The organism is Hymenobacter qilianensis (genome assembly GCF_014489555.1).
Classification (GTDB): Bacteria; Bacteroidota; Bacteroidia; order Cytophagales; family Hymenobacteraceae; genus Hymenobacter; species Hymenobacter qilianensis.
Genome location: NZ_CP060784.1, coordinates 3,840,484 through 3,863,054, shown reverse-complemented (window position 1 = coordinate 3,863,054; position 22,571 = coordinate 3,840,484). Strand labels below are relative to the sequence as shown.

General features: G+C 54.1%; 21 protein-coding genes and 3 pseudogenes. 12 read left to right on the top strand and 12 right to left on the bottom strand.

Features of this window, described 5'->3' with window-relative positions; all coding sequences use genetic code 11:
- Window positions 1–2: 2 nt before the first annotated feature.
- The 9 genes and pseudogenes from H9L05_RS17400 to H9L05_RS27010 all read right to left on the bottom strand — a co-directional run.
- Window positions 3–257: a hypothetical protein gene (locus H9L05_RS17400; protein WP_187731997.1), complete on the bottom strand. Its 255-nt coding sequence runs from the start codon at window positions 255–257 to the stop codon at window positions 3–5.
- Between the two features lie 105 nt (window positions 258–362).
- Window positions 363–1,400 carry a hypothetical protein gene (locus tag H9L05_RS17395; protein ID WP_187731996.1) on the bottom strand — a complete coding sequence of 346 codons (1,038 nt, stop codon included), beginning with the start codon at window positions 1,398–1,400 and terminating at the stop codon, window positions 363–365.
- Between the two features lie 763 nt (window positions 1,401–2,163).
- The gene (locus tag H9L05_RS17390; RefSeq protein WP_187731995.1) at window positions 2,164–3,306 is read right to left on the bottom strand and encodes a tetratricopeptide repeat protein; all 1,143 of its coding nucleotides are present in this window, start codon (window positions 3,304–3,306) and stop codon (window positions 2,164–2,166) included.
- Between the two features lie 178 nt (window positions 3,307–3,484).
- Window positions 3,485–6,033: pseudogene (gyrA, locus tag H9L05_RS17385) on the bottom strand (DNA gyrase subunit A).
- Between the two features lie 115 nt (window positions 6,034–6,148).
- Window positions 6,149–6,394, bottom strand: coding sequence for a hypothetical protein (locus tag H9L05_RS17380; protein ID WP_187731994.1), 246 nt, complete (start codon window positions 6,392–6,394; stop codon window positions 6,149–6,151).
- Window positions 6,395–6,467: 73 nt separating this feature from the next.
- Entirely contained in the window at window positions 6,468–7,148 is a 681-nt protein-coding gene (locus tag H9L05_RS17375) for an HD domain-containing protein (protein WP_187731993.1), read from the bottom strand.
- Window positions 7,149–7,205: 57 nt separating this feature from the next.
- The gene (locus H9L05_RS24105) at window positions 7,206–7,415 is read right to left on the bottom strand and encodes a hypothetical protein (RefSeq protein ID WP_223285007.1); all 210 of its coding nucleotides are present in this window, start codon (window positions 7,413–7,415) and stop codon (window positions 7,206–7,208) included.
- Window positions 7,376–7,693, bottom strand: a complete 318-nt coding sequence (locus H9L05_RS24100) for a glycosyltransferase family protein (RefSeq protein ID WP_223285006.1) — start codon at window positions 7,691–7,693, stop codon at window positions 7,376–7,378. Before H9L05_RS24100 ends, H9L05_RS24105 begins: the two co-directional genes overlap by 40 nt.
- Before the next feature lie 32 nt (window positions 7,694–7,725).
- Window positions 7,726–7,962, bottom strand: a pseudogene (locus H9L05_RS27010) (glycosyltransferase family 2 protein); the annotation flags it as partial.
- A 123-nt stretch (window positions 7,963–8,085) separates the two neighbouring features.
- On the opposite strand from H9L05_RS27010, the gene H9L05_RS17365 reads away from it, so the two are divergent.
- Window positions 8,086–8,385: a hypothetical protein gene (locus H9L05_RS17365; RefSeq protein ID WP_187731991.1), complete on the top strand. Its 300-nt coding sequence runs from the start codon at window positions 8,086–8,088 to the stop codon at window positions 8,383–8,385.
- 82 nt (window positions 8,386–8,467) lie between these two features.
- A complete protein-coding gene (locus tag H9L05_RS17360) occupies window positions 8,468–9,340 on the top strand; it encodes a DUF1571 domain-containing protein (RefSeq protein ID WP_187731990.1) in 873 nt (290 codons plus the stop codon).
- Window positions 9,341–9,500: 160 nt separating this feature from the next.
- Here the strand turns inward: H9L05_RS17360 and H9L05_RS17355 are convergent, their stop codons facing one another.
- Window positions 9,501–10,373 (bottom strand): SDR family oxidoreductase, encoded by an 873-nt coding sequence (locus H9L05_RS17355; RefSeq protein ID WP_187731989.1) that lies wholly within the window; start codon window positions 10,371–10,373, stop codon window positions 9,501–9,503.
- A gap of 127 nt (window positions 10,374–10,500) precedes the next feature.
- Here H9L05_RS17355 and H9L05_RS17350 point away from each other — a divergent pair, with 127 nt between their 5' ends.
- The 5 genes and pseudogenes from H9L05_RS17350 to H9L05_RS17335 all read left to right on the top strand — a co-directional run bounded on the left by H9L05_RS17350 (window position 10,501) and on the right by H9L05_RS17335 (window position 14,243).
- Window positions 10,501–11,364, top strand: a complete 864-nt coding sequence (locus H9L05_RS17350; RefSeq protein ID WP_187731988.1) for an NAD(P)H-binding protein — start codon at window positions 10,501–10,503, stop codon at window positions 11,362–11,364.
- A 58-nt stretch (window positions 11,365–11,422) separates the two neighbouring features.
- A pseudogene (locus H9L05_RS26385) lies at window positions 11,423–12,147 on the top strand (aminoacetone oxidase family FAD-binding enzyme).
- Entirely contained in the window at window positions 12,144–12,674 is a 531-nt protein-coding gene (locus H9L05_RS26380; RefSeq protein WP_317174999.1) for an NAD(P)/FAD-dependent oxidoreductase, read from the top strand. The pseudogene H9L05_RS26385 and the gene H9L05_RS26380 overlap by 4 nt, the downstream one beginning before the upstream one ends.
- A 206-nt stretch (window positions 12,675–12,880) precedes the next feature.
- Entirely contained in the window at window positions 12,881–13,717 is an 837-nt protein-coding gene (locus H9L05_RS17340) for an alpha/beta fold hydrolase (protein WP_187731987.1), read from the top strand.
- 76 nt (window positions 13,718–13,793) lie between these two features.
- On the top strand, window positions 13,794–14,243 hold the full coding sequence (locus H9L05_RS17335) for a PA2169 family four-helix-bundle protein (RefSeq protein WP_187731986.1): 450 nt from the start codon (window positions 13,794–13,796) through the stop codon (window positions 14,241–14,243).
- Between the two features lie 101 nt (window positions 14,244–14,344).
- Here H9L05_RS17335 and H9L05_RS17330 read toward each other — a convergent pair whose 3' ends face one another.
- Window positions 14,345–16,276: a DEAD/DEAH box helicase gene (locus H9L05_RS17330; RefSeq protein WP_223284534.1), complete on the bottom strand. Its 1,932-nt coding sequence runs from the start codon at window positions 16,274–16,276 to the stop codon at window positions 14,345–14,347.
- A 531-nt stretch (window positions 16,277–16,807) separates the two neighbouring features.
- Here H9L05_RS17330 and H9L05_RS17325 point away from each other — a divergent pair.
- A complete protein-coding gene (locus tag H9L05_RS17325) occupies window positions 16,808–17,515 on the top strand; it encodes a DNA alkylation repair protein (RefSeq protein ID WP_187731984.1) in 708 nt (235 codons plus the stop codon).
- A 180-nt stretch (window positions 17,516–17,695) separates the two neighbouring features.
- Window positions 17,696–18,223: an acyl-CoA thioesterase gene (locus tag H9L05_RS17320; protein WP_187731983.1), complete on the top strand. Its 528-nt coding sequence runs from the start codon at window positions 17,696–17,698 to the stop codon at window positions 18,221–18,223.
- 47 nt (window positions 18,224–18,270) lie between these two features.
- Here the strand turns inward: H9L05_RS17320 and H9L05_RS17315 are convergent, their stop codons facing one another.
- Window positions 18,271–18,990, bottom strand: a complete 720-nt coding sequence (locus H9L05_RS17315) for an HNH endonuclease (protein ID WP_223284533.1) — start codon at window positions 18,988–18,990, stop codon at window positions 18,271–18,273.
- A 150-nt stretch (window positions 18,991–19,140) separates the two neighbouring features.
- Here H9L05_RS17315 and H9L05_RS17310 point away from each other — a divergent pair, with 150 nt between their 5' ends.
- The 3 genes from H9L05_RS17310 to H9L05_RS17300 are packed head-to-tail and all read left to right on the top strand — an operon-like array spanning window position 19,141 to window position 22,522.
- A complete protein-coding gene (locus H9L05_RS17310; protein WP_187731982.1) occupies window positions 19,141–19,299 on the top strand; it encodes a hypothetical protein in 159 nt (52 codons plus the stop codon).
- Window positions 19,296–21,695, top strand: a complete 2,400-nt coding sequence (locus H9L05_RS17305; RefSeq protein WP_187731981.1) for a UvrD-helicase domain-containing protein — start codon at window positions 19,296–19,298, stop codon at window positions 21,693–21,695. Before H9L05_RS17310 ends, H9L05_RS17305 begins: the two co-directional genes overlap by 4 nt.
- 23 nt (window positions 21,696–21,718) lie before the next feature.
- Complete coding sequence (locus H9L05_RS17300; RefSeq protein WP_187731980.1) at window positions 21,719–22,522, top strand: hypothetical protein; 804 nt, start codon at window positions 21,719–21,721, stop codon at window positions 22,520–22,522.
- The last annotated feature ends 49 nt before the right edge of the window (window positions 22,523–22,571 follow it).

Below are 22,571 nucleotides of genomic sequence, written 5' to 3'. Positions count from 1 at the left end.
GCTTAAGGATTGGTCGTTGCCGCTGAGTCGGATGCTGGCGGGAGGGTAGTGGGGGGCATTTCTGAGCGAGGCGTCATGCGTTCGCTTTCCAACAGCTTCTGAAGGCTATCATTTTGCCTCTTAAGTCGGTCATTCTCCTGCTGCATAGCCTGGGTGCTATCCGCCGGGTTGGAAGTTGTGGTTTGTTGTGGCTCGCAAGCAGCCAGTAAAGCCAGGCTCAGGATGGAAAGTAGTATGCGGAACTTCAAAAAGGACATTTTAAAAGAAGCTAAAGAGGGAGAAATATGGTTAACATAATTTATCTATAAGCGTGGAATCGCCTGCATAGATCCTTACTGACAATAGGGCAGGAGAAGTCAGCTTTAGCCAGCCAATTGCCTCCTAATCTTCTCCAACAGTATCCGTACGATCTCCACATCATCCAGATCCTGAATATTGAACTGCGTATCCATGCCCGGTCCGGTGATACGGATAGAGTATGAAGGTGCTGACCCGGAATTAGAAACTACTCTCTGAGTCTGTGTAGGTACTGCGCTGTTGCTAACCTTTGGAACAGCGCCGTTCATATTCGCTGACGGCGGAGTATTCATGGGTGCGGCACCCGATACTGTAGGCTCAGTCATAAAGGCCGACGGCGCCAGTTCAGGCGATCTGGGGGGCATTTGTTCCGTCTCTTCCTCTAAGTCGTCAGTATCCAGTCCAAACAGCGCAGATACAGCATCCTTGGAAGACACCTTTGGTACAAGATTCCCTATGGAGCTAATACTATCTGTAGTTTGGGGTCTAGGTGTTTCGGAGGCTCGCTTTGTAGCACTAGTATCTGAAGTGACAGAAGCGCCTGCAGTCGCCGTAGCGGGCGCCCGGAACAAGTTCATCGGCATGTCCGTGCTGGCCAGTTCGCGTCGTGGAGGTTGTTGGGCAGCTAATTGATCGATATCCGCTACCACATTACGCTCGTCCATAACCCCAACCATCCGAGCGCCTTCCACAAAGGCCTTCGCTACATTTTGAGCGTTGATCTCCTCAACGCCGAATTCCCTGATCAACATTACATCCAGCATATGCACTGGCAGCTCGCGGCTCCGGAACTTACGGCAGATCTGAGTGAATAGCGGCGGATGTAGAAAAGCCTCCCGGTGGAAAACCTTCTCTTCCTGCTTGTCATAGGCATGCTTGATCCGACGAAACAGGTTTGTAGTAGTGAGTAGCTCTCGTTTACTAGTTATAAGGCCAAACTTAACAGCGGAACCAATAATAGCTTTGAAAGAGCCACTAACCTTTCTATTAAGCTTGCGTGCGCATGTTTCAATAGCACACTTGCCGCCAGTATCATCAACTACTTCAGCAACTTCCCAGGCACTCAGATAACTAGTGCGGGGATAGTCAATGGTCTTAGGCATATAAGATGATGAGGTATAAACAATGAAAGTACAAGTATAAACAATATAAGTATATAATAGCAGTACAAAGTATAAAAAAGTAATACTTATTTATATCATTTTATGCTTTTTTATACTAATATTGATTTATTTTATACACACTTTACTTTAACTCTATCCTCTCATAGCATATATATTTAAATACTAACCTAATGTAGGCGGCCCAGGACGGGGAGGAGGTGAGGTAAACAGGGGCTATAGGCATAGTAGGGGCCCTGTAATCGATTAAATTAGTGTGGGATACATTATTCAGCGTTAAATCATAGGTAAGCGTGAAAGGCAGTATAAGTGCTCATATGAATAAGAACCGGTTTATGTTTGGAGAATAACTGATTGATGTTAGAGTAGCAACGGTGTTCCACGTCATAGGCTTTGTTGTTTAATTCATCAGCTAATCGCTTTTGTGGCTGGAATGTCTTACTGCTAGAGTTGCGTTCTGCTAACCAAGATTCTTTAGAGCCAAATGATGCAGCCGCACCGCTGTGAATCAAATGGTTTCCGCTGACGATAACCAAGTGATAACAACCAGAATATCTCTGTATAAGTTACTTAAACCGATCATTGTTGATCATATTCGGGCGAGCTGACTATCCCAGATACACCCCATTTGATTTGTCTTATAATTTATATTATGTTAAGTAGTGTTTCTGAAAAGCAGCCCGGGCACCAATCTGATACCCGGGCTGCTTTATTTTCACTCCCCCATTGCTGGAGTAGTTATCCTTTACTTCTTCAGTGTCTCAAGCTTCGCGTTCATCTTCTCCGCATCAGCGTTGCGGCCTAAGCGAACATATACTTTCTGCAAGGACGAAATGGTAGCCCGATCGTCTGGCTGCAATTGCAAAGCCTTCTCAAAATGCGGTAACGCTTGCTCAAAGTATTTTTTGCCTTCTGCTTCAAGCTTCTTGCCAGACTTCTGGTAAGAAGCCATGTCCATCTTGCTAGCCTTTGTATAGTTCTCGGCGGCTTTGTTGTAGTTATATACGCCCATATTGAACTGAGCGTCAAAGTTATCAGGGTTAACCTCAACGGCTTTGCGGTAAGCGGCTAGCGCTTGCTCGGGCTGCTTATTCGAATCCAAAATGGAGCCCTTTACAGCATAAAGATTAGAGTTGGTTGGATCAGCAGCAATGGCGCGGTCAATTTTGTCCAACGCTTCCTTACCACGACCAGCAGCCAGATACATATTCAACTCTTCCAGCATGAATGCCTTGTTGTTAGGATATGCCTTCAAAGCCTGCTCAACCACTTTCATGGCTTCGGCATCGTTTTTCTCTTCACGGGCAATCTGCAACAAGCGGCCATACATCTGGGGCGACTTGTAGTTCATTGCCTGCAACTTGCTATACGTAGCCTTGGCCGACGCAAAATCCTGCTTGGCTTCCGCTGCATAAGCTGCGTATAGGTAGGCAGTTGTATCCTGAGGCCGGATCTGCTGGGCCATCTGGTACGACTTGATAGCCTCATCAAAATTCTTACCGTTGTAGCTTTCTACCCCGGCGTTAAGGGCCAGGCCGTACAGGTTGTCCATTTTGGCCACAGCCTGCTTACCGAATTCGCCGTCCTTGCCATCTAGCTCAATAGCCTTTTGGTAGGATTCGAACGCAATTTTAGCCCCTTCCCCGGCGCCCAAAGCTTTACCGTAGATGGGGCTGGCAGCCATACCGTCATAGATTTCGCCGCGCGTATACCAGGTTTTAGCCTTGGTTGAGGTCTTCGGATTTTGAACAGCCTTGTCGATTTCCGTGCGAGCCTTATCAAGCGTGCCCTGACGTTGAAATAGAATCGCGTTGGTAACGGCCGAGTTCTGTGCTGATGCAGTATGAAGAGTAGCTGCAGCAACCAGGGTCAAAAGAATCTTCTTCATAGAGATGATACTCAAGAATTAGGGTGAAAGAAAGGAATTGCTGGCCAAACGCGGAAAATATGTGCTTGGTTCAGCCGTGGGTTGTAAGTAAGGTGGTTGAAAAACAAAAATGGCTGAAAAAAGACAGTAACGACAGAAAAACCATCATTACTATCCGTTTTCAGCCATAAAAGTACGCTTAGTTATCGCTAAGCTGCTCAGGATCAGTTAAGGTAGCTAAATCAGCTGGCGTGTCTACATTAATGGGTTGATCTTCGCCAGTGCCATTCAGAATTTCTTCCTCCTTTTCCTCAGCGGCTACTTTAGCAACCGATGATATTTCATCACCCGCGCTGATTTTGAGTAGACGTACGCCTTGCGTGGCACGACCAATTATGCGCAGATCAGCCACCCGCAGACGTATAATGATACCCGACTTGTTGATGATCATCAAGTCGTCCGTGTCATTTACATCCTTAATGGCTACCAGTGCACCAGTCTTTTCCGTCACCTTCATCGCCTGCACACCTTTACCGCCACGGTTAGTAATACGGTATTCCTCCAGCTCGGAGCGTTTGCCGTAGCCATTCTCGGATACAACCAATAGCTCCTGACTTGGATCTGATACGCACACCATACCAACGACGCGGTCATTAGCATTCGCCAATGTGATACCGCGCACACCGGCAGCGTTGCGGCCCATCGAACGCACTTTGCCTTCGGGGAAACGCACTGCCCGACCCGAACGCAAGGCCACCACTATTTCGCTGCTGCCCGTAGTGAGCTGCACGTCCAGCAAACGGTCACCTTCATTGATGGTAATGGCATTGATACCCGCCGTGCGTGGACGTGAATAAGCTTCTAATGGAGTCTTTTTCACGGTTCCTTGCTCGGTGCAGAACATGAGGAAGGTATTTTCCAGATAATCCGGGTCGCGCAGGCCGCGTACGTTCAATACGGAACGCACTGAATCTTCGCGGGGAATCTCAATCAGGTTCTGAATGGGGCGGCCTTTGGCGTTCTTCCCTCCTTCTGGCACTTCGTATACTTTCAGCCAGAACACACGACCCAGTTCTGTGAAGAACAAAAGGTATTCATGGGTAGTAGCTACGAACAGATTGGAAGTAAAGTCGTCTTGCTTGGATGAGGCGCCGCGGGAGCCAACTCCTCCCCGACCCTGAGCCCGGTATTCGTCGAGGGCGGTGCGCTTGATGTAGCCTTCGTTGGAGATGGTAATCACCATACTCTCGTCGGCAATCATATCCTCCATGCTGAAGTCGCCACCGGCATACTCAATCATGGTCCGGCGCTTATCACCGTAACGCTCCCGAATGTCGAGCAACTCGTCTTTAATGATTTGCCGCTGCAACTCATCCGAAGCCAATACCGCTTTAAGATGGTCGATGAGTTTCATTAGCTCATCGTACTCCTGCACGATTTTGTCGCGTTCCAGGCCCGTGAGACGCTGCAGACGCATATCCAGAATAGCACGGGCTTGTACTTCGCTGAGCTTGAAACGCTCGATAAGCTGGGCACGAGCAACTTCGCCATCGCGCGAGCCGCGAATCAGCGCAATTACTTCGTCCAGATGGTCCAGAGCGATGAGCAGACCTTCCAGGATATGAGCACGCTTCTGGGCCTCCGCCAACTCATAGCGAGTACGGCGCACGACTACATCAGCACGATGCTCTACAAAGTAGTGAATCAGTTCCTTCAGATTCAGCGTCATCGGGCGGCCTTTTACCAGGCACACGTTGTTGACGCCGAAGCTGCTTTGTAACTGTGTGTAGCGGTACAGATTGTTGAGTACCACGTTGGGCATGGCATCGCGTTTCAGATCGTACACGATGCGCAAACCGTCGCGGTCTGACTCATCGCGCAGGTCCGAAATACCTTCAATGCGCTTCTCATTGATCAGGGCAGCGGTTTTCTCAATCATCGACGCCTTATTCACCATATAAGGAATCTCGGTGACGATGATTTGCTCCTTCCCGCTGGGCAGGGTTTCAAAGTGGGCTTTGGCTCGCATTACTACCCGGCCACGGCCAGTTTCGAATGCTTGCTTTACGCCCTCGTAGCCGTAAATAGTGCCCCCGTCGGGAAGTCAGGAGCCGTAACGTGCTCCATCAGCTCGGCGATGGTAATTTCGGAGTTGTCGAGATAGGCAATGATACCGCTGACCACTTCCGTCAGGTTGTGAGGCGCCATGTTGGTGGCCATACCCACCGCAATACCCGTCGTGCCGTTTACCAGCAGGTTGGGAAACTTGGCAGGCATTACAGATGGCTCTTCCAGGGAGTCGTCAAAGTTGGGTTGGAAGTCAACCGTCTCTTTGTCCAGATCACCTAAAAGCTCATCCGCCAAACGCTTGAGACGAGCCTCGGTATAACGCATGGCCGCCGGCGAGTCGCCGTCGATGCTACCAAAGTTACCCTGCCCGTCAACCAGTGGATAACGCAGGCTCCATTCTTGAGCCATACGCACCATGGTATCATATACTGAGGAGTCGCCGTGCGGGTGGTATTTACCCAGCACTTCGCCCACAATACGAGCACTTTTCTTGTAGGATTTATTATAGGATACGCCCAGTTCGCTCATGCCATAAAGCACGCGCCGATGCACGGGTTTCAAACCGTCGCGCACATCTGGCAGAGCACGGGATACAATAACCGACATCGAATAGTCGATGTAGGCTCCGCGCATCTCATCTTCAATGTTAATCGGAATGATCTTTTCGCCTTCCGCCATAGAGAAATCTAAGTAAGCCGAAAAAAAGCCCCTGGGGGCAATTTCGGCACCAGTGAATGAGTACTTTGTGAAGCCCGCAAGGTACGAAAAAACGGCCGTTTTGCCTAATTGCAGCCTATTTCAGCGGCTTGCTTTTGTCGGCCTTGCGGCGCTTGCTGTTGCCCTCGTTGTGGACCTTGATTTTCTCGCCAATAGCGGGGTTTTGCTTCTTAAAGAAAGGCTGGCCCCGAAACTTGGTGCCATCGTGAAAATGCTGCTTGCGCGTGTGGCATGACACAATTGGGCAGGTACGACACGAGGCTGCGGCGACCAGTAGAAACATGGCCACCACCAACCGAACATAGAGAAAACGTAGATTCATGCCCTAAAAGTAGCCATCCGCTGCGAGTTATAGCGCGCTCAGTTAAAGGTTCAGCTTGCACTAGGTAAAACTATCACTCTACCGGAGCGTTTGCCCTAACGTCTTCCCCTTCCCATTCACGCAGAAACTGAGCGAGAAACTCCTCCATAAATTGATGCCGCTGCCTGGCAACCGCCCGAGCGGCTGGCGTGTGCAGGCGCTCCTGCAGATGCAGCAGCTTCTCGTAGAAGTGATTGATGGTTGGCGCGGTGTTCTGCTTGTAGCTCTCGAACGAGTCGTGGGCAATGGGCGCCACCGCTGGGTCGTGGAGCGGACGCCCTTTATGACCTCCGTAGGCGAAAGCCCGCGCCACCCCAATGGCGCCGATAGCATCGAGGCGGTCGGCATCCTGCACAATCTCCCCTTCAGGCGTGCTCATGGGTGTAGGCACACCCACTCCTTTAAAGGAGATTTCGCGGATTATCATCTCCACGCGCTGAATAACGGCCTCCTCTACGCCCAGATTGTTTAACCATTCACGGGCGGCCCGGGGACCGGCCTCTTCATCGCCGGCGTGAAACTTCCAATCGGCCACGTCGTGGAGCAGTGCGCCTAGCTCCGTGACAAAAGGATCAACGCCGGGCGTCTGGGTGGCAAGCGCCTGGCTTGTATACCACACGCGCTGAATGTGGGCCCAATCGTGACCGGAGCCCTCGTTTAAAAACTTAGCTTCGATGAAGCCAGCAGTCCGGGCAACAACTTCTCTATTATCCAAATGTATTCTTATTCAAATGTACAAAATCAAACTACGCCATCTTTTAAGCGAACAAAGTTAATGGCCGGGCTCAATAACCCCGAGCGCTTCCAGCTGGGGGGCATATTTAGCGTAAATCGCCTGCAAATCTTCTCCATGCTTCTCCCCGTCTACCCCGATGCTGACGTTGCTGGTATGAAACCGGTGCAAATGATTGATATGGGGCGAGACTACCGGCAAATGGCCGGCTAGCAGGAAGCGTACATATAAGTCCAGGTCTTCGGCCATGGGCAGTTGCCCATCGTAGCCCCCACCTGATCAAACAGGCTGCGGCTGTAGCACACGTTGCCCTGAATGAAATGCTCGGCCCGAAAAATGGCCCCCAGCATGTCAGCCGGCGAATCGAAGCGCCAGGCATAATAGTCTTCGTTCGGCAGATAGCGTCCATCCTGGTCAATGCGCAGGAAATCGGCCACAAACCAGGGCGCGTCGGGGTGGCGCTGCACCAAGTCGGCATAGTGGTAGAGCGTGCGTTGCAGCAGAATATCGTCATCATCGAGGGGCACCAGCCAGGCATCGGGGGCGTTTCGCGGATAATACGGTTGCGGGCCTCCCCTGCCTTTAGCGGCTCAGGATAACTCCAGGTACGCAGGTTTGGCGTTTCAGCCGCAGCCTGACGGAGCCATGCACCAGTGCCATCGGTTGAGCCGTTGTCGTAGATAAGATGATCGAATGAAAAGTCGAGCGGGGCGCTGATGCTGGCCCGTACGCTGGCCACCGCTTCGGGCAGGTACTGGCGGCGATTGTGGCTGGGAGTAATAACGGAAAAGTGCATGGCTCTCTATTCTGCCTTTTGCCTCAAAAAGTTACTGGCAACAGCGTAAAAGATCAACTTTCCACCAGCTGCTGGCGTTCTGCAGCCATAACCCCGTTGCTTCTTTTCCGCACTCCTGCCTTTATGCCCAGATTCGTAGTTAGCTTGCGGCTACCCGCGTTGTTCACCCAAGAGTTCATAGCGCTCATTCCATCGCATTGGGCGCTTATTCAGCAGCTCATTGAGGACCACGTGATTGAAACCTACGCCATCAGCGCCGACCGTACGCGTGGCTGGATTACCATAAACGCGGACGATGCAGCAGCAGTACAGGCCGTAGTTGAACAGTTTCCGCTCTACTCGTTTATAACGGAGGTAGAAATCGACGAACTTTTTATTTTTGATTCTGCTAAATCGCGCTTCCCCCGGCTCAGTCTTAATTAACTGATTCAAGCGCAGTTTTTATAGCAGCTTTACACGTTACCCATTTGTTTTACTCATTTGTAAAACATCTTCTTTCTTCCTTATGCCTTTATATCACCGGCTATTAGTGCCTGCTGCCAGCCTGTTAGCTGCTACTATAATTTTCCTGCCAGGTGCTGCGCCGGCGGCGCCACCTACGGAAGGCATGACCACTGAACGGCTAGTCTCGCAGCTTCGATTGGCCATTGATAATTTAAAGACCCTGCGGTGCACCGTGCATGCCCAGGAACGCCTGGGGGACAAATACACACAGGCTAACTCCACCATGAAACTGGGGTACGCTCCCCTGCGGATATTTCTGCGGAATAAAAAAGGCGTGGAAGTGCTTTGGGTGACGGGCCAGAATGATGGCGATGCCTGGGTGTATCCGAATAGCTTTCCGTACGTCACGCTGAGCCTCGACCCGAATGGCATGCTGATGCGCCGTGGTCAGCACCATAGCGTGCTGGATGCCGGCTATGGCATGATAGCGGATATTCTGCGCGGCTCGGCGCAGCGCCCAGATAAGTCTTATGAACGGTCGTTTCGCTACACCGGCGATACGACTATTGCCGGCCGCCCCTGCTATCAGCTCAGCTCCGACTTCCCAAAGTTTCGCTACGTGACCTACACTGCGGGCAAGGGCGAAACCGTAACCCAGGTAGCCGACAAGTTTGGCTGCGGGGAATACCGTATTATGGAGCAAAACGGGCTAGCCGCCGACGCACCCATCCCGACCGGCAAAGTGCTGCAAGTACCGAATAGCTACGGCTCGCGCACCTTAATTTGCGTGGATAAAAAGCTGTATCTGCCCTTATTGATTCGGGCCGAGGATGATAAAGGGCTGTTCGAGCAGTTCACGTTTTTGGATGTAGTGGCCAACCAGCCCATTCCAGCCCAAGAGTTCACGAAGGAGTTCAAGAACTATAACTTGTAATCGCCGCTTGCGCCGATGCAGGCGACAATCTGTTTTTAGGTCAAAAAAGCCCCCAGATACAATCTGGGGGCTTTTTTGTGTTTCGCAATTACCTTTATGCCTCTAACGTAGGATTACCGCCTGCATCAGCGGAACCGATGCTATCGGCGCAAGCTGCGATCTAGCGGCGCATGGCTTTCTCGATTTCATCCCACATGGGGGCCGGAATCAGCTCCAGCTTATTGAACTCGCCCGCCCCATTCAGCCACTCGCCGCCATCGATAGTCACGACTTCGCCATTCATATAAGCGGCGAAATCGGATACGAGGTAGGCGGCCAGGTTGGCCAATTCCTGGTGGTCGCCTACGCGCTTAAGCGGCACAGACGCGGCCGGATCAAGCTTTTTGGCCAGCGGCTCGGGAAATAAGCGGCTCCAGGCGCCTTCCGTAGGGAACGGGCCGGGCGCAATGGCATTGGAGCGAATGCCATATTTGGCCCACTCCACGGCCAGGGAGCGCGTCATGGCCAGCACGCCGGCTTTGGCCGCCGCCGAGGGCACCACGTAGGCCGAGCCCACCGAGGCATAGGTAGTGACGATATTGAGGATGGTGCCAGGCTTTTTGTCGGCAATCCAGCGTTTGCCGAAGGCCAGGGTGCAGTTGTAGGAGCCGCGTAGCACGATGTCTACAATTACGTCGAAGGCTTTGTGGCTGAGGCGCTCCGTCGGCGAAATGAAGTTGCCGGCCGCGTTATTCAGCAATACATCGACGCCCCCAAACTCATCGATGGTGCGTTGGAGCATGTTTTCCACCTCCTCGTATTTGCGCACGTCGCACTGCACGGCCAGCACCTTGCCGCCGGTTTGCTGGCGCAGCTCGGCGGCGGTTTTTTCCAGCACGTCCAGCTTGCGGCTGCTGATGGTGACATTGGCTCCCAACTGGAGAAAATACGTGGTCATGGCGCGGCCCAAGCCGGTGCCGCCGCCAGTCACGACGATGGTTTTGCCTTGCAGGGCGTTATCACGAAGCATGGGTTGGGTGTAGGGAGCGGACATAAAGCGTAGAGTTAGGCGAGGTTTGAAAAATTAAAAGACGAAGATCAGGAAAGGCACAAGAACGCGAATTGTCGGTTGAGGTGGGCCGCTTGGTCGGTAATGATTTTTTGCCACCTTTGATCCGCACATGAATGATTCGTTTCAAAGTCTTCGTCCGACGGTAGCCGTTCTTGGTTGCGGCTGGCTGGGGTTGCCCCTCGCCAAGGCTCTCGTGGCCGACGGCTACTCCGTGGGCGGCACCACCACCACGCCCTCGCGTGTGCTCACAATGCGCCATGCCGGCATCCGGCCGTATCTGCTGAGTCTGGGGGGCAAATTCACGGCTACCGACCGCGACACCCTGCACACCTTGCTTAGCGGCACCGATGTATTGGTACTCAATGTGCCCCCACGCCGTGGCGCCTCAACCAGCAGCTATTCCAACCTGCTGCACCCCGTAGCCGAAGCCGTCAAGGCTTGTCGCGTAAGTCACGTGCTATTTGTCAGCTCGACCAGCGTGTACCCCGACGAGCCCCGCGCCATGCACGAAGCGGATGCCCAGGCCGCATCCGACGCTGCTTCCGATATGCTGCGGGCCGAAGACCTTTTTGCCCCCCACGATGCCAGCCAGGGCCAGCCGGGCAATACCGTGGTGCGACTTGCGGGCTTGTTTGGTCCCCAGCGTCCGCCGGGCCGTTTTCTGGCCGGGCGGCTGGATGTGGCTCAGGCAAACGCCCCTGTCAACCTGATTCACCTCACCGACTGTGTGGGTTTGCTTTCGGCTATCATTCGCCAGCAAGCCTGGGGATACACGTTTAACGCGTGCGCCATCTCCCACCCCGTGCGCGGCGACTTCTATCCGAAAGCTGCCCGGCAGTTGGGTTTGCAGCCGCCTGATTTTCGCCTGGACGATGCCCTGGGGGGCAAAACCATTGACAGCACCTTGATTCGGCAGACCCTGGATTACCGCTTTCAACACGACGATCTGGAGGTGGCACTGGCGGCTTGCTAGCCTTACTCCCATTGCTTTGGGGAGAGATTTTAGGCAGCGGGCTTCGTATCTTTGAGTTGTGCAAACTCTTTCTGATTCCAACACCGTAGCCGTGCTGGGCGGGGGCGCGGCGGGCTTTTTCGGGGCCATTGCCTGCGCCGAAGCCAACCCACGCCTAATGGTGTATCTTATTGAAAAAACCGGCAAGCTGCTGAGCAAAGTGCGCATTTCGGGCGGCGGACGCTGCAACGTGACCCACGCCTGCGAGTCGCCCACGCAGCTGGCCCAGCACTACCCGCGCGGGGCAAGCAGCTAAAGGAAGCTTTCCGGGAATTTGATGCCCGCGCCACTATTGCCTGGTTTGAGCAGCGCAGTGTGGCACTCAAGACAGAATCCGACGGCCGTATGTTTCCCACCACCGACTCCTCCGAAACCATTGCCCAGTGTCTCCTCGACGCGGCGCAACGAGCCGGCGTACGCATCCTGCAACAAACCAACGCCGAAGAAATTGCCCCCCAGTCCGGCGGCGGCTTCCATTTGCGGCTTACCGGCGCCCAAGCCCAGGAAATGCAGGTGGCCCGCTTGCTCATAGCCACGGGCGGCGCGCCTAAGTCGGAGAGCTACCAATGGTTGCGGCAGCTGGGGCACACGGTGGCCGAGCCGGTGCCGTCGCTGTTTACGTTCAACGTGCCGGAGTCGCCGCTGCGGGAGTTGCCAGGCGTGAGCGTGCCCAACGTGCGCGTGCGGGTGGCGGGCGAAAAACTAGAGTATGAGGGCCCGATTCTGGTAACGCACTGGGGGTGAGCGGCCCGGCCGTACTCAAGCTGTCGGCCTGGGGCGCCCGCCGCCTCCACGAGCTAAACTATGAAAGCACGGCGCTGGTGAGTTGGGTGCCGGCGCATACCGAGGAAACGCTTCGCCAGTGGCTGCATACCTTCCGCGACCAGAACGGGCGCAAGACCGTGGAGAGCAACCCCTTATTTGGTTTGCCCCAGCGGCTGTGGCGCACGCTCACTGATCAGGCGGGCATCAGCGCGGAAATGCGCTGGAGTGAATTACCGGCCAAGCTGCAAAACCGATTGATTGAAAGTCTGCTGCGCACACCGCTGCCCGTGCGGGGCAAAACCACTTACAAGGAGGAGTTTGTAACCTGTGGCGGCATCGTACTTGGCGAAGTAAATATGCATACCATGGAAAGCCGCCGGGTACCGGGCCTCTACTTTGCGGGCGAGGTCCTTGATATTGATGGCATTACGGGCGGGTTTAACTTTCAGGCTGCCTGGACTACCGGGTATCTGGCGGGCCGGGCAATGGCAGCAAGCAATTCTTAGTTAGCCAGCACGGAGCTGAACCCTAACACCTTAATTTTTTATTCAAACCATAAGTAGGCACTGTTGACTTGTAAGTGCCTATTATCTCCAATACTGCTGTGCAACGAAAGTAAAAATGGTGCGCCTTTATCCTTTGATAGCAAATCATTACATATTTTAGAAGGAAAGTACCCACTGGCACCGGGTCATCTAGTTTGCCTTGGACTATGGATGCACGCACACGGAACAACGTCAAGGTTATTGGCCAGGGTAAGCAGACAATGATGTTGGTTCATGGCTTTGGCTGTGATCAAAACATCTGGCGCTATATCACGGCGGGCTTATCAGCCAACTATCAACTGGTGCTTATTGACCAGGTCGGGGTTGGCAATTCTGATCTATCTGCCTATGAACCGGATAAATACGCAACACTAAATGGCTACGCGGCCGATATAGTGGAGGTGTGTCACACGCTCGGTCTACAGGATGTTATTCTGGTGGGTCACTCCGTGGGAGCCATGATTAGCGTCTTGAGCGCGATTCAGGAGCCGGATCTTTTTTCAAAGCTGATTCTCATCGGCCCTTCGCCTTGCTACATTAACGACCACGACTATTTTGGAGGGTTTGAGCGGGCTGATATCGAGGCGATGCTAGACATGCTGAATAAGGATTTTCGGGACTGGGCCAACACATTTGCGCCCTTAATCATGGGTAATCCCGAATGTCCTTCTCTTGCTCAGGAATTAATGGAGAGCTTCTGCCGCGCCGATAATGCGATTGCCAAGGAGTTTGCTCGGGTCACCTTTCTCTCGGACAATCGTCAGGATCTGCCCAAGGTACTGACCAAGACGTTGATTCTGCAGTGCTCCTCGGATATGATTGCGCCCGCCGAAGTAGGCGCTTTCGTGCACCAGTCCATTCCCGATTCTAGGTTAATCACCTTGCGGGCCACCGGACACTGCCCGCACTTAAGCGCTCCCATCGAAACCCTGGCGGCCATAGGCAACTTCCTGCATAATGGCAGCTCAGTGAACAGCTCCAGTGCTGTACTAGGCATCGCATAGCCGGATTGCAACCTTGCGGGTATGGACACAGTAAAGCATACCAGTTAATGTTCTACCTATCCCAACCTTACGCCCCATGGATTCCAAAGCAACCCAAGCCCTACTCAACGAACTCGTTCAAACCCTGAAAGACGGCGAAGTAGGCTACGCCACCGCCCTCACTGATGTTGAAGATCAGGACCTGAAAGAGGTATTCAAGAAATACGCCGCCCAGCGCGATGGCTACCTCACGGAGATCGAAGACCAGATGCATCAGCTCAACCTCAAGGCTGAGGAAGACACGTCCATCACCGGCACCGTGCACCGCGCGTTCATCAATATCAAAGCGGCCATTACGAGCAAAGACCGCGAAAGCATCCTCAACGAGTGCGAGCGTGGCGAGGATTACGCCGTAAAAGCCTACCAGACGGCTCTGAAAGCGGAAAACCTGCCCGGCCAGCTGAAGTCTATCATCGAGAAGCAATACCAAGGCGTACGCGAAGCCCATGACACCATCAGGTCTCTGCGCGACGCGAGCAAGAAGTAATACTGGTTTTATAACCACAAAAAGCCCCCAGACGTTGGTCTGGGGGCTTTTTTAGTAATACTCGCTGCTATAAGCTGCGAGCATTACTCAGTCTTAACGATCTATTCGTCGAAGTCATTAGTGCTGCGGGGCTTGTAGCCACCACCGGTGCTACCAGCATTGCCGGCACCACTGTCGCCATCGCGCTTGCCTTTATAGCCGCCGCCGTAGCTAGAGCCACCACCGTCGCGGTTACCTTTGTAACCACCACCGTAGCTGGAGCCACCGCGGTTGCCACCAAAGCTGGAACCACCACGGCTACCGCCGCCATAGCTAGAGCCACCTTCCCGACGGTCGCCGTAGCTACCGCCGCGGTTGCCACCGTAGCTGGAGCCTCCTTCGCGACGCTCACCGCCACCGAAGCCACCTGGACCACGACGCGCGGGGCGGTTGTCGTTGGCGCCACCGAAGCCGCCACGACCACCTTCCTGCTTGGCATCACCTTCCTGCACGGGCGTAGCCACGTTGAAGGCAACCGGACGACCATTAATGCTGGCGCGGCCGAGGTTGGCAACAATTTCTTCGGCAAACTCCGAAGGCACTTCCACAAAGCTGAACTTGTCGTAAAGGGCGATGTCGCCTACTTTACCAGCAGTCAGGCCCGTGCTCTCAGCAATCAGATCAACGATATCACGTGGGTGAATCCGATCCTTCTTGCCCATGGTCACGAACATGCGGGTGTAACCAGCACGCGGCGCACCTTGGGTACGACCAGCGTCGAGGCTTTGCTCCACTCGCTTCTCTTCCTTCATGCTCATTTTGAGCAAGGCAGCAGCAATGTCAAGCGAAGTAATTTCTTCGCTCTGATCCAACAAGCGCTGCACGCGGCCTACGTACTTCTCGAGGTTGCCTTTTTCGATGACATCCTTGATTTGGGTCAGGAACAGCGTAGTTTTCACCTCGGTCACATCCTCAAACGACGGAACGCGTTCCTGCTTGATGGTAGCCTTGGTGAAGCGCATGATGTCGCGCAGCTTGTAGATGTCGCGGCCACTCACGAAGGTGAAGGCGCGACCCGACTTACCGGCGCGGCCGGTGCGGCCGATACGGTGCACGTAGTATTCCTCGTCGGCGGGCAGGTCGTAGTTGATAACGGCCTCCACGTTCTCCACGTCGATGCCGCGGGCGGCTACGTCGGTGGCTACGAGGATTTCCAGGGTGCCTTTACGGAACTTATCGAGTGTATTCTGACGCTGCTGCTGGCCCATGTCGCCGTGCAGACCTTCAGCGAAATAGCCTTTGGCCTGCAGGTCGCCCACGATTTCGTCAACCATGCGCTTGGTGTTAGCAAACACGATGGCCGACTTCAGATTGAACATGTCAATCAGGCGAGCAAGAACGTCTTTCTTCTGGGGGCCACGCACCTCGTAGTACGACTGCTCGATGTTCGAAACAGTCATCTCCTGGTGGTTTACCTTCACGATCTGCGGATCTTTCTGATACCGCTTCGTCATTTCCATGATAGGCTTGCTCATGGTAGCCGAGAAGAAAACCGTCTGGCGCTCCTCAGGCATACGCTTGAGAACCGTCTCGATGTCTTCGCGGAAGCCCATGTCCAGCATTTCGTCGGCTTCGTCGAGGATGATCATTTTGCAATGATCCAGCTTCAATGTGCCGCGCTCCAAGTGGTCCATTACGCGACCAGGCGTACCAATTACGATCTGCACACCACGCTCCAGGGCGCGAAACTGACGATCGTAAGATGAGCCACCATAGATCGGCACTACGGCCAAACCTGACTTGTACTTACCTAGCTTCTGAATTTCACCCGATACCTGCACGGCCAGCTCACGCGTGGGGCAGAGAACGAGTACTTGGGTATTGCGTGAATTGGTATCGACGCCTTCGATGGCGGGGATACTGAAGGCCGCCGTTTTGCCGGTACCCGTCTGGGCCTGGCCAATCACGTCGCGACCTGCGAGCAGCGCGGGAATTGCCTCTGACTGAATCGGCGAAGCCTCTTCGTAGCCGATTTCGGTAATTGCGCGTTGCATTTCTGTCGATAACGACAGTTCTTCAAATTTTACTTTTTCCATGTTGTCTTTAGATGGAATGAGATGAACTAGCTCTGAAAACAGCAGATTCAGCGACGTTCTTCACCCACACTCTCAACAACGACAAGCGACGGAAGCAACGGACGGAAGACGGTGACGGCCAGAAATTTACAAAAAGCAGCCGTAGCTGCGCGGAACGGGGCCATTCTCAAATGCGGGTGCAAAGATACGATTTTATTTCGTAAAAAAGCCCCCAGTGTCAAGTTTAGCTCTCTTAGCCAGCCTTGGGGGCAAATTGAATGGTACGCCAATATTCTGCTTTACCTACTGTGAGGTGCTATAACACCATTTAAAAATTCGCGTTCCGCTATAGTCGAGCATATTTATGTACAGGCAATTTCTGCCGCATAAATCACGTAGTATTAGTGATTTAGGATTAAGATTAAATTGCGTTAGATCACACTCCTTCGACTCCGCCTAGTTCCAACCGGATTTCGTTTTCCCAAACGCCATCCGCTAGCTTCTTTTTCTATGACTTTTGAAGAAACCATTGCTCAGCTTCGCGCCCTAGGCTCGGAACAAATCCGCAAAACCTATCAGCGCCACGGCAGTGGGCCAAATGTTTATGGAGTGAGCTTTGCCAGCTATGGGGCGCTGAAAAAGGAGTTTGTGGGCCGTGGCAAAGACAAATCGCACGCCCACGCCGTAGCCCGGCAACTGTGGCCTACTCAGAATATCGACGCGCAGTCGTTGGCTACTATGATTGCCGATCCGCAGCAGCTTTCGGAAGCAGAGGCAGATAGTTGGGCTCAGGATATTCACTACCACGTCCTCGCCGATTTATTTGCCGCGCTGGTAGCCCAAACGTCCTTAGCACCAACCAAAGTAGCGCAATGGACCGCCGCGTCCGACGAAGGACATCAGCGCATTGGCTACGCTTTGCTCAGCCGCCTGGCATTGGATAACCAAGATGTGTCGAACGCCTACTTCGAGGGCTATCTGCCGCAAATGGAAGCTGCGATTCACCAAGCGCCCAACCGCGCCAAGGAAGCCATGAATACCGCGTTTATCAGCATCGGGAGCCGCTCGGAGGGCCTGCGGGAACTAGCAGAGCAGGCCGCCGACCGCATTGGCGAAGTAGTTATTGACCACGGCGACACCAACTGCCAAACCTTCGACATCCGCGATTACCTAGCCCGCGTGTGGAGCCGAAAGATGAATGTTGCGGGCAAAAAATAACTTGCTTACTACTTAGAGCGTGTTTAGAAATTTGGCGAAACACCGTTTAGGTCATGCTGAGCTTGCCGAAGCATTTCTACTGGTTGGTATAATTAACAAAGCGGGAGAGATGCTTCGGCAAGCTCAGCATTACAATACTCAAACACACGCTTATATAAGTGTGGCAGGCACGCTTACGGAGTGGCATCCGCTGTTGACAGCATTACGGCGCTAGTAAAGCAAGGAAGCGTTATTGTAGCACGGAAGCGGGAGGATGTGTATTCAACCGAACGCCAGAGCGTGCCAGCCGTTGTTAGCAACAACTATTCTGTTACGCTCATGTCCGAACCCACGCCTGCCTTCCGCTTTTCCCGCCTGATTACCGTCGTAGCCTCCGACATTGACGAGCTAAACCACGTCAACAATGTGCAGTACGTACAGTATGTGCAGGATACCGCGGCGGCGCACTGGCTGACCGCCATCCCTGAGGGCGAGCGGGAGCAGTATATCTGGGTGGTGCTGGAACACCGCATCCGCTACCACAAGCCCGCGTTTTTGGGTGAGGAACTGCGCTGCACTACTTGGGTTGGAGAAGTGCGCGGGCCCAGTCCCAGCGCTTCGTACGCATCGAGCGGGCCGCCGATAACGTGCTGCTCTGCGAAGCCGAAACCCAATGGGTGCTCCTGGACCCGAAGTCGCAACGGCCCAAGCGCGTGGAAGAGGACGTGAAGAAGCGGTTGTGGGAGCCGGTGGGGTGATAGGTCTGCCTAAAGTGGTCAAATAATATGACTACTCTTTTGCAAATTATGTCTCGCACAGAGTAATCGAATGTTATCAGACCTTAAAGACGTCCCGCCTTTTGAGAAAGGCAGAATGTGATCAAAGTGTAAATTATCATCGCTACCGCACTGGGTACATTTTCCATTATCACGTTTCCATACCTCCAGTTTGACCGAGGTAGGTATCATTCTATTATGACTAATATCTTTTAGCTCCTCTACTCTCTTGTTCTTCTGATTTATGCTTTTATCGGTCACATTTAGCTTGAACTTAAAAACCTTTCTATTCTCTAAAGTTGACTCTTCAACCCAAGCGTCGATCAGTTCAAACACGCCATTATACACCCAGATACCATCTTTTATTTTCTCATATACCTTGACAAGCTCCGGTAAGCCACCCTTTTTAAAGGCCTCTGCCGCCTGAAAGAACTTACCGTTTTGCGTCAGTTTCCCGCTGGGCAATGTCATGGGCTGATCTACTGTCTTCGGACTTGGTGATTCATTTTTTGGAACATCATGTCCTTCGTAAATGAGTATTTCTCCATTATCCTCAGTTCTATCAGCATAAGGAGCACCTTTCCGTACCGACATTAATATCACAGTTGTCCCACCACCTACTTGAAAATTCATTCCTCTTTGTAAAGAGTATCCTACTTCAAGGCACATCTCATTGTAAGAGATTATATCTCCGGGTTGTGTTATGGTGTTTATGGTCATTGAGCCTGTGATAATTCCCCTTAATAGCTGCTTGTAACATCTGCGGCAAATCTTAGCCGATTGCGCATTACGGAGCAATCTACCCAAACCGGCTGTAGTGCCACTACTTCCGCTTTACTTTTGCAAAAAAGCCCCCCGATCCTCCCCAAAATGCCCGCCACCTTCCGCATCTATTCTTCTTCCGCCGGCTCCGGCAAAACCTATCAGCTTACCAAGGAATACCTGAAGCTGGCGCTGGGGCCGATGATCCGGCTTACTTTAAAAGCATTCTGGCCATTACGTTTACCAACGATGCGGCCGGGGAGATGAAGGAGCGCATTATTGGGGCGCTAAGGCGGTTTGCGTACCCCACAGCCGAAAACCAGGACGATGCGCTGCTGCGCGATATTGCGGCGGAGTTGGCCGCCGAGGGTCAGTTTTCGCGCCTCGCCGAGACGCCCCAGGAGCAACAGCAGGAGTTGCGGCGGCGGGCGGCGGCCACGTTTCGGCTGGTGCTCTACCACTACGCCGATTTTGCCGTCAGCACCATCGACTCCTTTGTGCAGCGCATTGTGCAGGCCTTCACGCGGGAGTTGGGTCTGCCCGCCACCTTTGAGGTGGAGCTGGACGGCGACGCGGTGCTGCAAAGCGCCGTGGCGTTGCTGCTCGACAAAGTAAACCGCGACCCCAACTCGGCCCTGCTTTCCCGCTCCTTGGCCGACTACGCCCTGAGCAAAGCCGAGGAAGGCCGCAGCTGGAACACCCTCCCCGACGAGCTGGTGCAGTTTGGTCGCTTCCTGCTCTCTGAGCCCGTGCACGAGGCCGTGGAGCAGTTGCAGAAGATGTCGCTCCAGGATTACCGTCGCCTCCACGAGACGCTGCGCCAGCGCAAGGAAGCCATTGAGCAGCAAGTGCAAGCTGTGGCCACCCGCGCCCTGGCCACCCTCGACGCGGCCGGCGTAACCGACGCCGACTTATACCAGGGTAAGAATGGCATCATCGGCTATTTCACGAAGTGGGACGAGCGCCTGCAGCCCGACAAGGAGGCCAACAGCTACGTGCGCGCCACCATGGAGCAGGACAAATGGTACAGCGGCAAAGTAAAAACCGCCGCCGACAAGCAGCGCGTCGACGCCGTGAAGTCGGATTTGACGGATGCTTTCGTGGAGTTGGAAACCCTGCGCGCTACTCTCCTACCCGATTATGTGCTGGTGAGCGGCATGATGCCCTACCTTTTTCATGTGTCGCTGCTGAGCGAGCTGAGCAAGGCCGTGGACCAGCTCAGCCGCGAGCGGGGCGTGGTGCTCATCGCCGAATTCAACCGCCGCATTGCCAGCATTGTGCTGCGCGAGCCGGTGCCGTTTCTCTACGAGCGTCTGGGCGAGCGGTACCTGCACCTGCTGATTGATGAGTTTCAGGATACGTCGGTGCTGCAATGGAACAACCTGCTGCCGCTGGTAGAAAATGCCGTGTCGGGGGGTAATTTGAGCCTGGCCGTGGGCGACGCTAAACAGGCCATTTACCGCTGGCGGGGCGGCGAGATGGAGCAGATTCTGCGTCTGCACAAGAATGAAACGGAGTATCTGTACGGCCGCGTCGCGGACGATGAACTGCGCAGGCTGTTAGAGGATCGGTATTTCACGCTGGATCAGGCTTTGGAGCCTAAGAATCTGAATGTGAATTATCGTTCGGCGGCGGGGATTATTGCGTTTAATAACTCGTTTTTTGAGTTCGTGAGCAAGGGGCACGAGGGGTTGCCGCTGGTGGGGGGCATTTATGACGAGGAGTTTGGGCAGGTAGGACCTGGTGCTTCACAGCCTAGTCCATCAGCTACCGGGGTTGGTCACGTGGAATTACTCTTCACCGAAGATGCCGCGCCCGCCCGCCGCTACTCTCCTGCCACCGGCACCTATTCCGACGAGCCCCTCCCCGGCCTGCCACCTACGCACCTGCTCGATTACGAGGAAAGCACGCTTTACCTCACCCTACAACTCGTAGAGCAAGCTCTGGCCGATGGGTTTCGGCTCCAGGATATTGCCGTGCTCTGCCGCCGTCGCGACAGTAGCCGGCGAGTCGCGAAGTTTTTGAAGGAGCGTGGCTACCCCATTATTTCGGCCGATTCGTTGTCTCTGGAATTTGCGGAGGTCGTGAATCTGCTGGTGGCTGTGTTTCGGGTGCTTAATCAGCCGGCTGATACGCTAGCGCGGGCCGAAGCTTTGTTGCTGGTGGATAAAGTTGTGCGACATTTGCCCCCCACGCCGGCCCGCGCCCGCCATATTGCGGAGCTGGCCAACCACGAGAAAGCTCTGCCCTTCTTCGACGAGCTGCGTGCCTTGGGCTACGACGTGCAGGAGCGCGAAACCGGCAACCTTGGCCTCTACGAGCTCACCGAGCGCCTCATCGGCATGTTTGGGCTGCTGGGGCGCAATGCAGAAAGCGAATACCTCTTCCGCTTCCTCGATCTGACCCTGGAGTTCAGTCTGCGCTTCGGCAACAACCTCAATAACTTCCTGGCTTACTGGCAGCAGAAGAAAAGCTCTCTGAGCATCAACGCCCCCGCCGGCCGCGACGCCATCACCATCACCACCGTCCACAAAGCCAAGGGCTTAGCCTACGGCGTGGTCATTGTGCCCTTCGCCGACTGGAGCCTGACACCCCACCGCAACACCTTGCTTTGGGGCCGCCTGACTGAAGAGGAAAAGCCAGTACCAGAAATGCCCCCATAGCCGTCGTCAGCCAGACGCAAGCTTTGACTCGAACCCCCTTGGCCCAGCAATACACGGAGGAATTGGAAAAGACCTTCCTCGAAGGCTTAAACATGCTTTACGTGGCCTTTACCCGCCCGCGCCACCGCCTGTACGCCATCAGCCGGCGGCCTAAGCCAACGAAAAGCAGCACCTCGCGCTCCGCTGAGACAGAAATGCCCCCCAGTGAGCAAGCCAAGACTATAGCTGAGTTGTTGCATCGCTACTTGCTCAGCACCGATCAATGGGACGACGAGCGTACCGCCTACGTGCTATCCGACGCTCAGCATCGGGTGCCGGCCGTAAAAAGCAACGCGGCCACGACCAGCAATTGGCCCCTGCTCAACCTTACCAGCACACCTTGGGAAGAACGGCTGCGCCTGCGCCGACATGCCAATACGGTCTTCGATTTCGACGACCAGCAGGTGCAGCGCGAGTGGAACCGCAAGCTCCACTACGCTTTGCGCCGCACCATCCTGGCCGCCGACGTGGAGCGCGTGGCCGCTCACCTCGTGGCGGAGGGACTGGTGAGCACCAAAGAGCGTCCTGTGCTACTGAAGCTGCTGAGTCGCACGGTAGAAAACCCGCAATTGACGCACTACTTCAGCCGCGCAGTATCAGCCGAGACAGAGCGCGAAATTCTGATTGGGGGCGTCCCCCGCCAGGATTACAAGCCCGACCGCATCGTGTTTGAGCCCAATGTGGGCCCCGCGCCCGGCCGCGTAACGTTGATCGATTTCCGTATTCCGCCACCCGAGCCCCAGCACCGCCGCCTGCTTCAGCAGTATGGGGGCTTTTCAAGCAGCTAGGCTACACCGATGTCCAGCACGTTCTCTATTACTTTGATTCAGAGGAGGT

What these genes read in the sequence shown, in the direction of transcription:
- H9L05_RS17400 (WP_187731997.1), bottom strand. Translation starts at nt 257, where the DNA reads ATGTCCTTTTTGAAGTTCCGCATACTACTTTCCATCCTGAGCCTGGCT.
- H9L05_RS17395 (WP_187731996.1), bottom strand. Translation starts at nt 1,400, where the DNA reads ATGCCTAAGACCATTGACTATCCCCGCACTAGTTATCTGAGTGCCTGG.
- H9L05_RS17390 (WP_187731995.1), bottom strand. Translation starts at nt 3,306, where the DNA reads ATGAAGAAGATTCTTTTGACCCTGGTTGCTGCAGCTACTCTTCATACT.
- H9L05_RS17380 (WP_187731994.1), bottom strand. Translation starts at nt 6,394, where the DNA reads ATGAATCTACGTTTTCTCTATGTTCGGTTGGTGGTGGCCATGTTTCTA.
- H9L05_RS24105 (WP_223285007.1), bottom strand. Translation starts at nt 7,415, where the DNA reads ATGGCCGAAGACCTGGACTTATATGTACGCTTCCTGCTAGCCGGCCAT.
- H9L05_RS17365 (WP_187731991.1), top strand. Translation starts at nt 8,086, where the DNA reads ATGCCCAGATTCGTAGTTAGCTTGCGGCTACCCGCGTTGTTCACCCAA.
- H9L05_RS17360 (WP_187731990.1), top strand. Translation starts at nt 8,468, where the DNA reads ATGCCTTTATATCACCGGCTATTAGTGCCTGCTGCCAGCCTGTTAGCT.
- H9L05_RS17355 (WP_187731989.1), bottom strand. Translation starts at nt 10,373, where the DNA reads ATGTCCGCTCCCTACACCCAACCCATGCTTCGTGATAACGCCCTGCAA.
- H9L05_RS17350 (WP_187731988.1), top strand. Translation starts at nt 10,501, where the DNA reads ATGAATGATTCGTTTCAAAGTCTTCGTCCGACGGTAGCCGTTCTTGGT.
- H9L05_RS17340 (WP_187731987.1), top strand. Translation starts at nt 12,881, where the DNA reads ATGGATGCACGCACACGGAACAACGTCAAGGTTATTGGCCAGGGTAAG.
- H9L05_RS17335 (WP_187731986.1), top strand. Translation starts at nt 13,794, where the DNA reads ATGGATTCCAAAGCAACCCAAGCCCTACTCAACGAACTCGTTCAAACC.
- H9L05_RS17330 (WP_223284534.1), bottom strand. Translation starts at nt 16,276, where the DNA reads ATGCAACGCGCAATTACCGAAATCGGCTACGAAGAGGCTTCGCCGATT.
- H9L05_RS17325 (WP_187731984.1), top strand. Translation starts at nt 16,808, where the DNA reads ATGACTTTTGAAGAAACCATTGCTCAGCTTCGCGCCCTAGGCTCGGAA.
- H9L05_RS17315 (WP_223284533.1), bottom strand. Translation starts at nt 18,990, where the DNA reads ATGACCATAAACACCATAACACAACCCGGAGATATAATCTCTTACAAT.
- H9L05_RS17310 (WP_187731982.1), top strand. Translation starts at nt 19,141, where the DNA reads ATGCCCGCCACCTTCCGCATCTATTCTTCTTCCGCCGGCTCCGGCAAA.
- H9L05_RS17305 (WP_187731981.1), top strand. Translation starts at nt 19,296, where the DNA reads ATGAAGGAGCGCATTATTGGGGCGCTAAGGCGGTTTGCGTACCCCACA.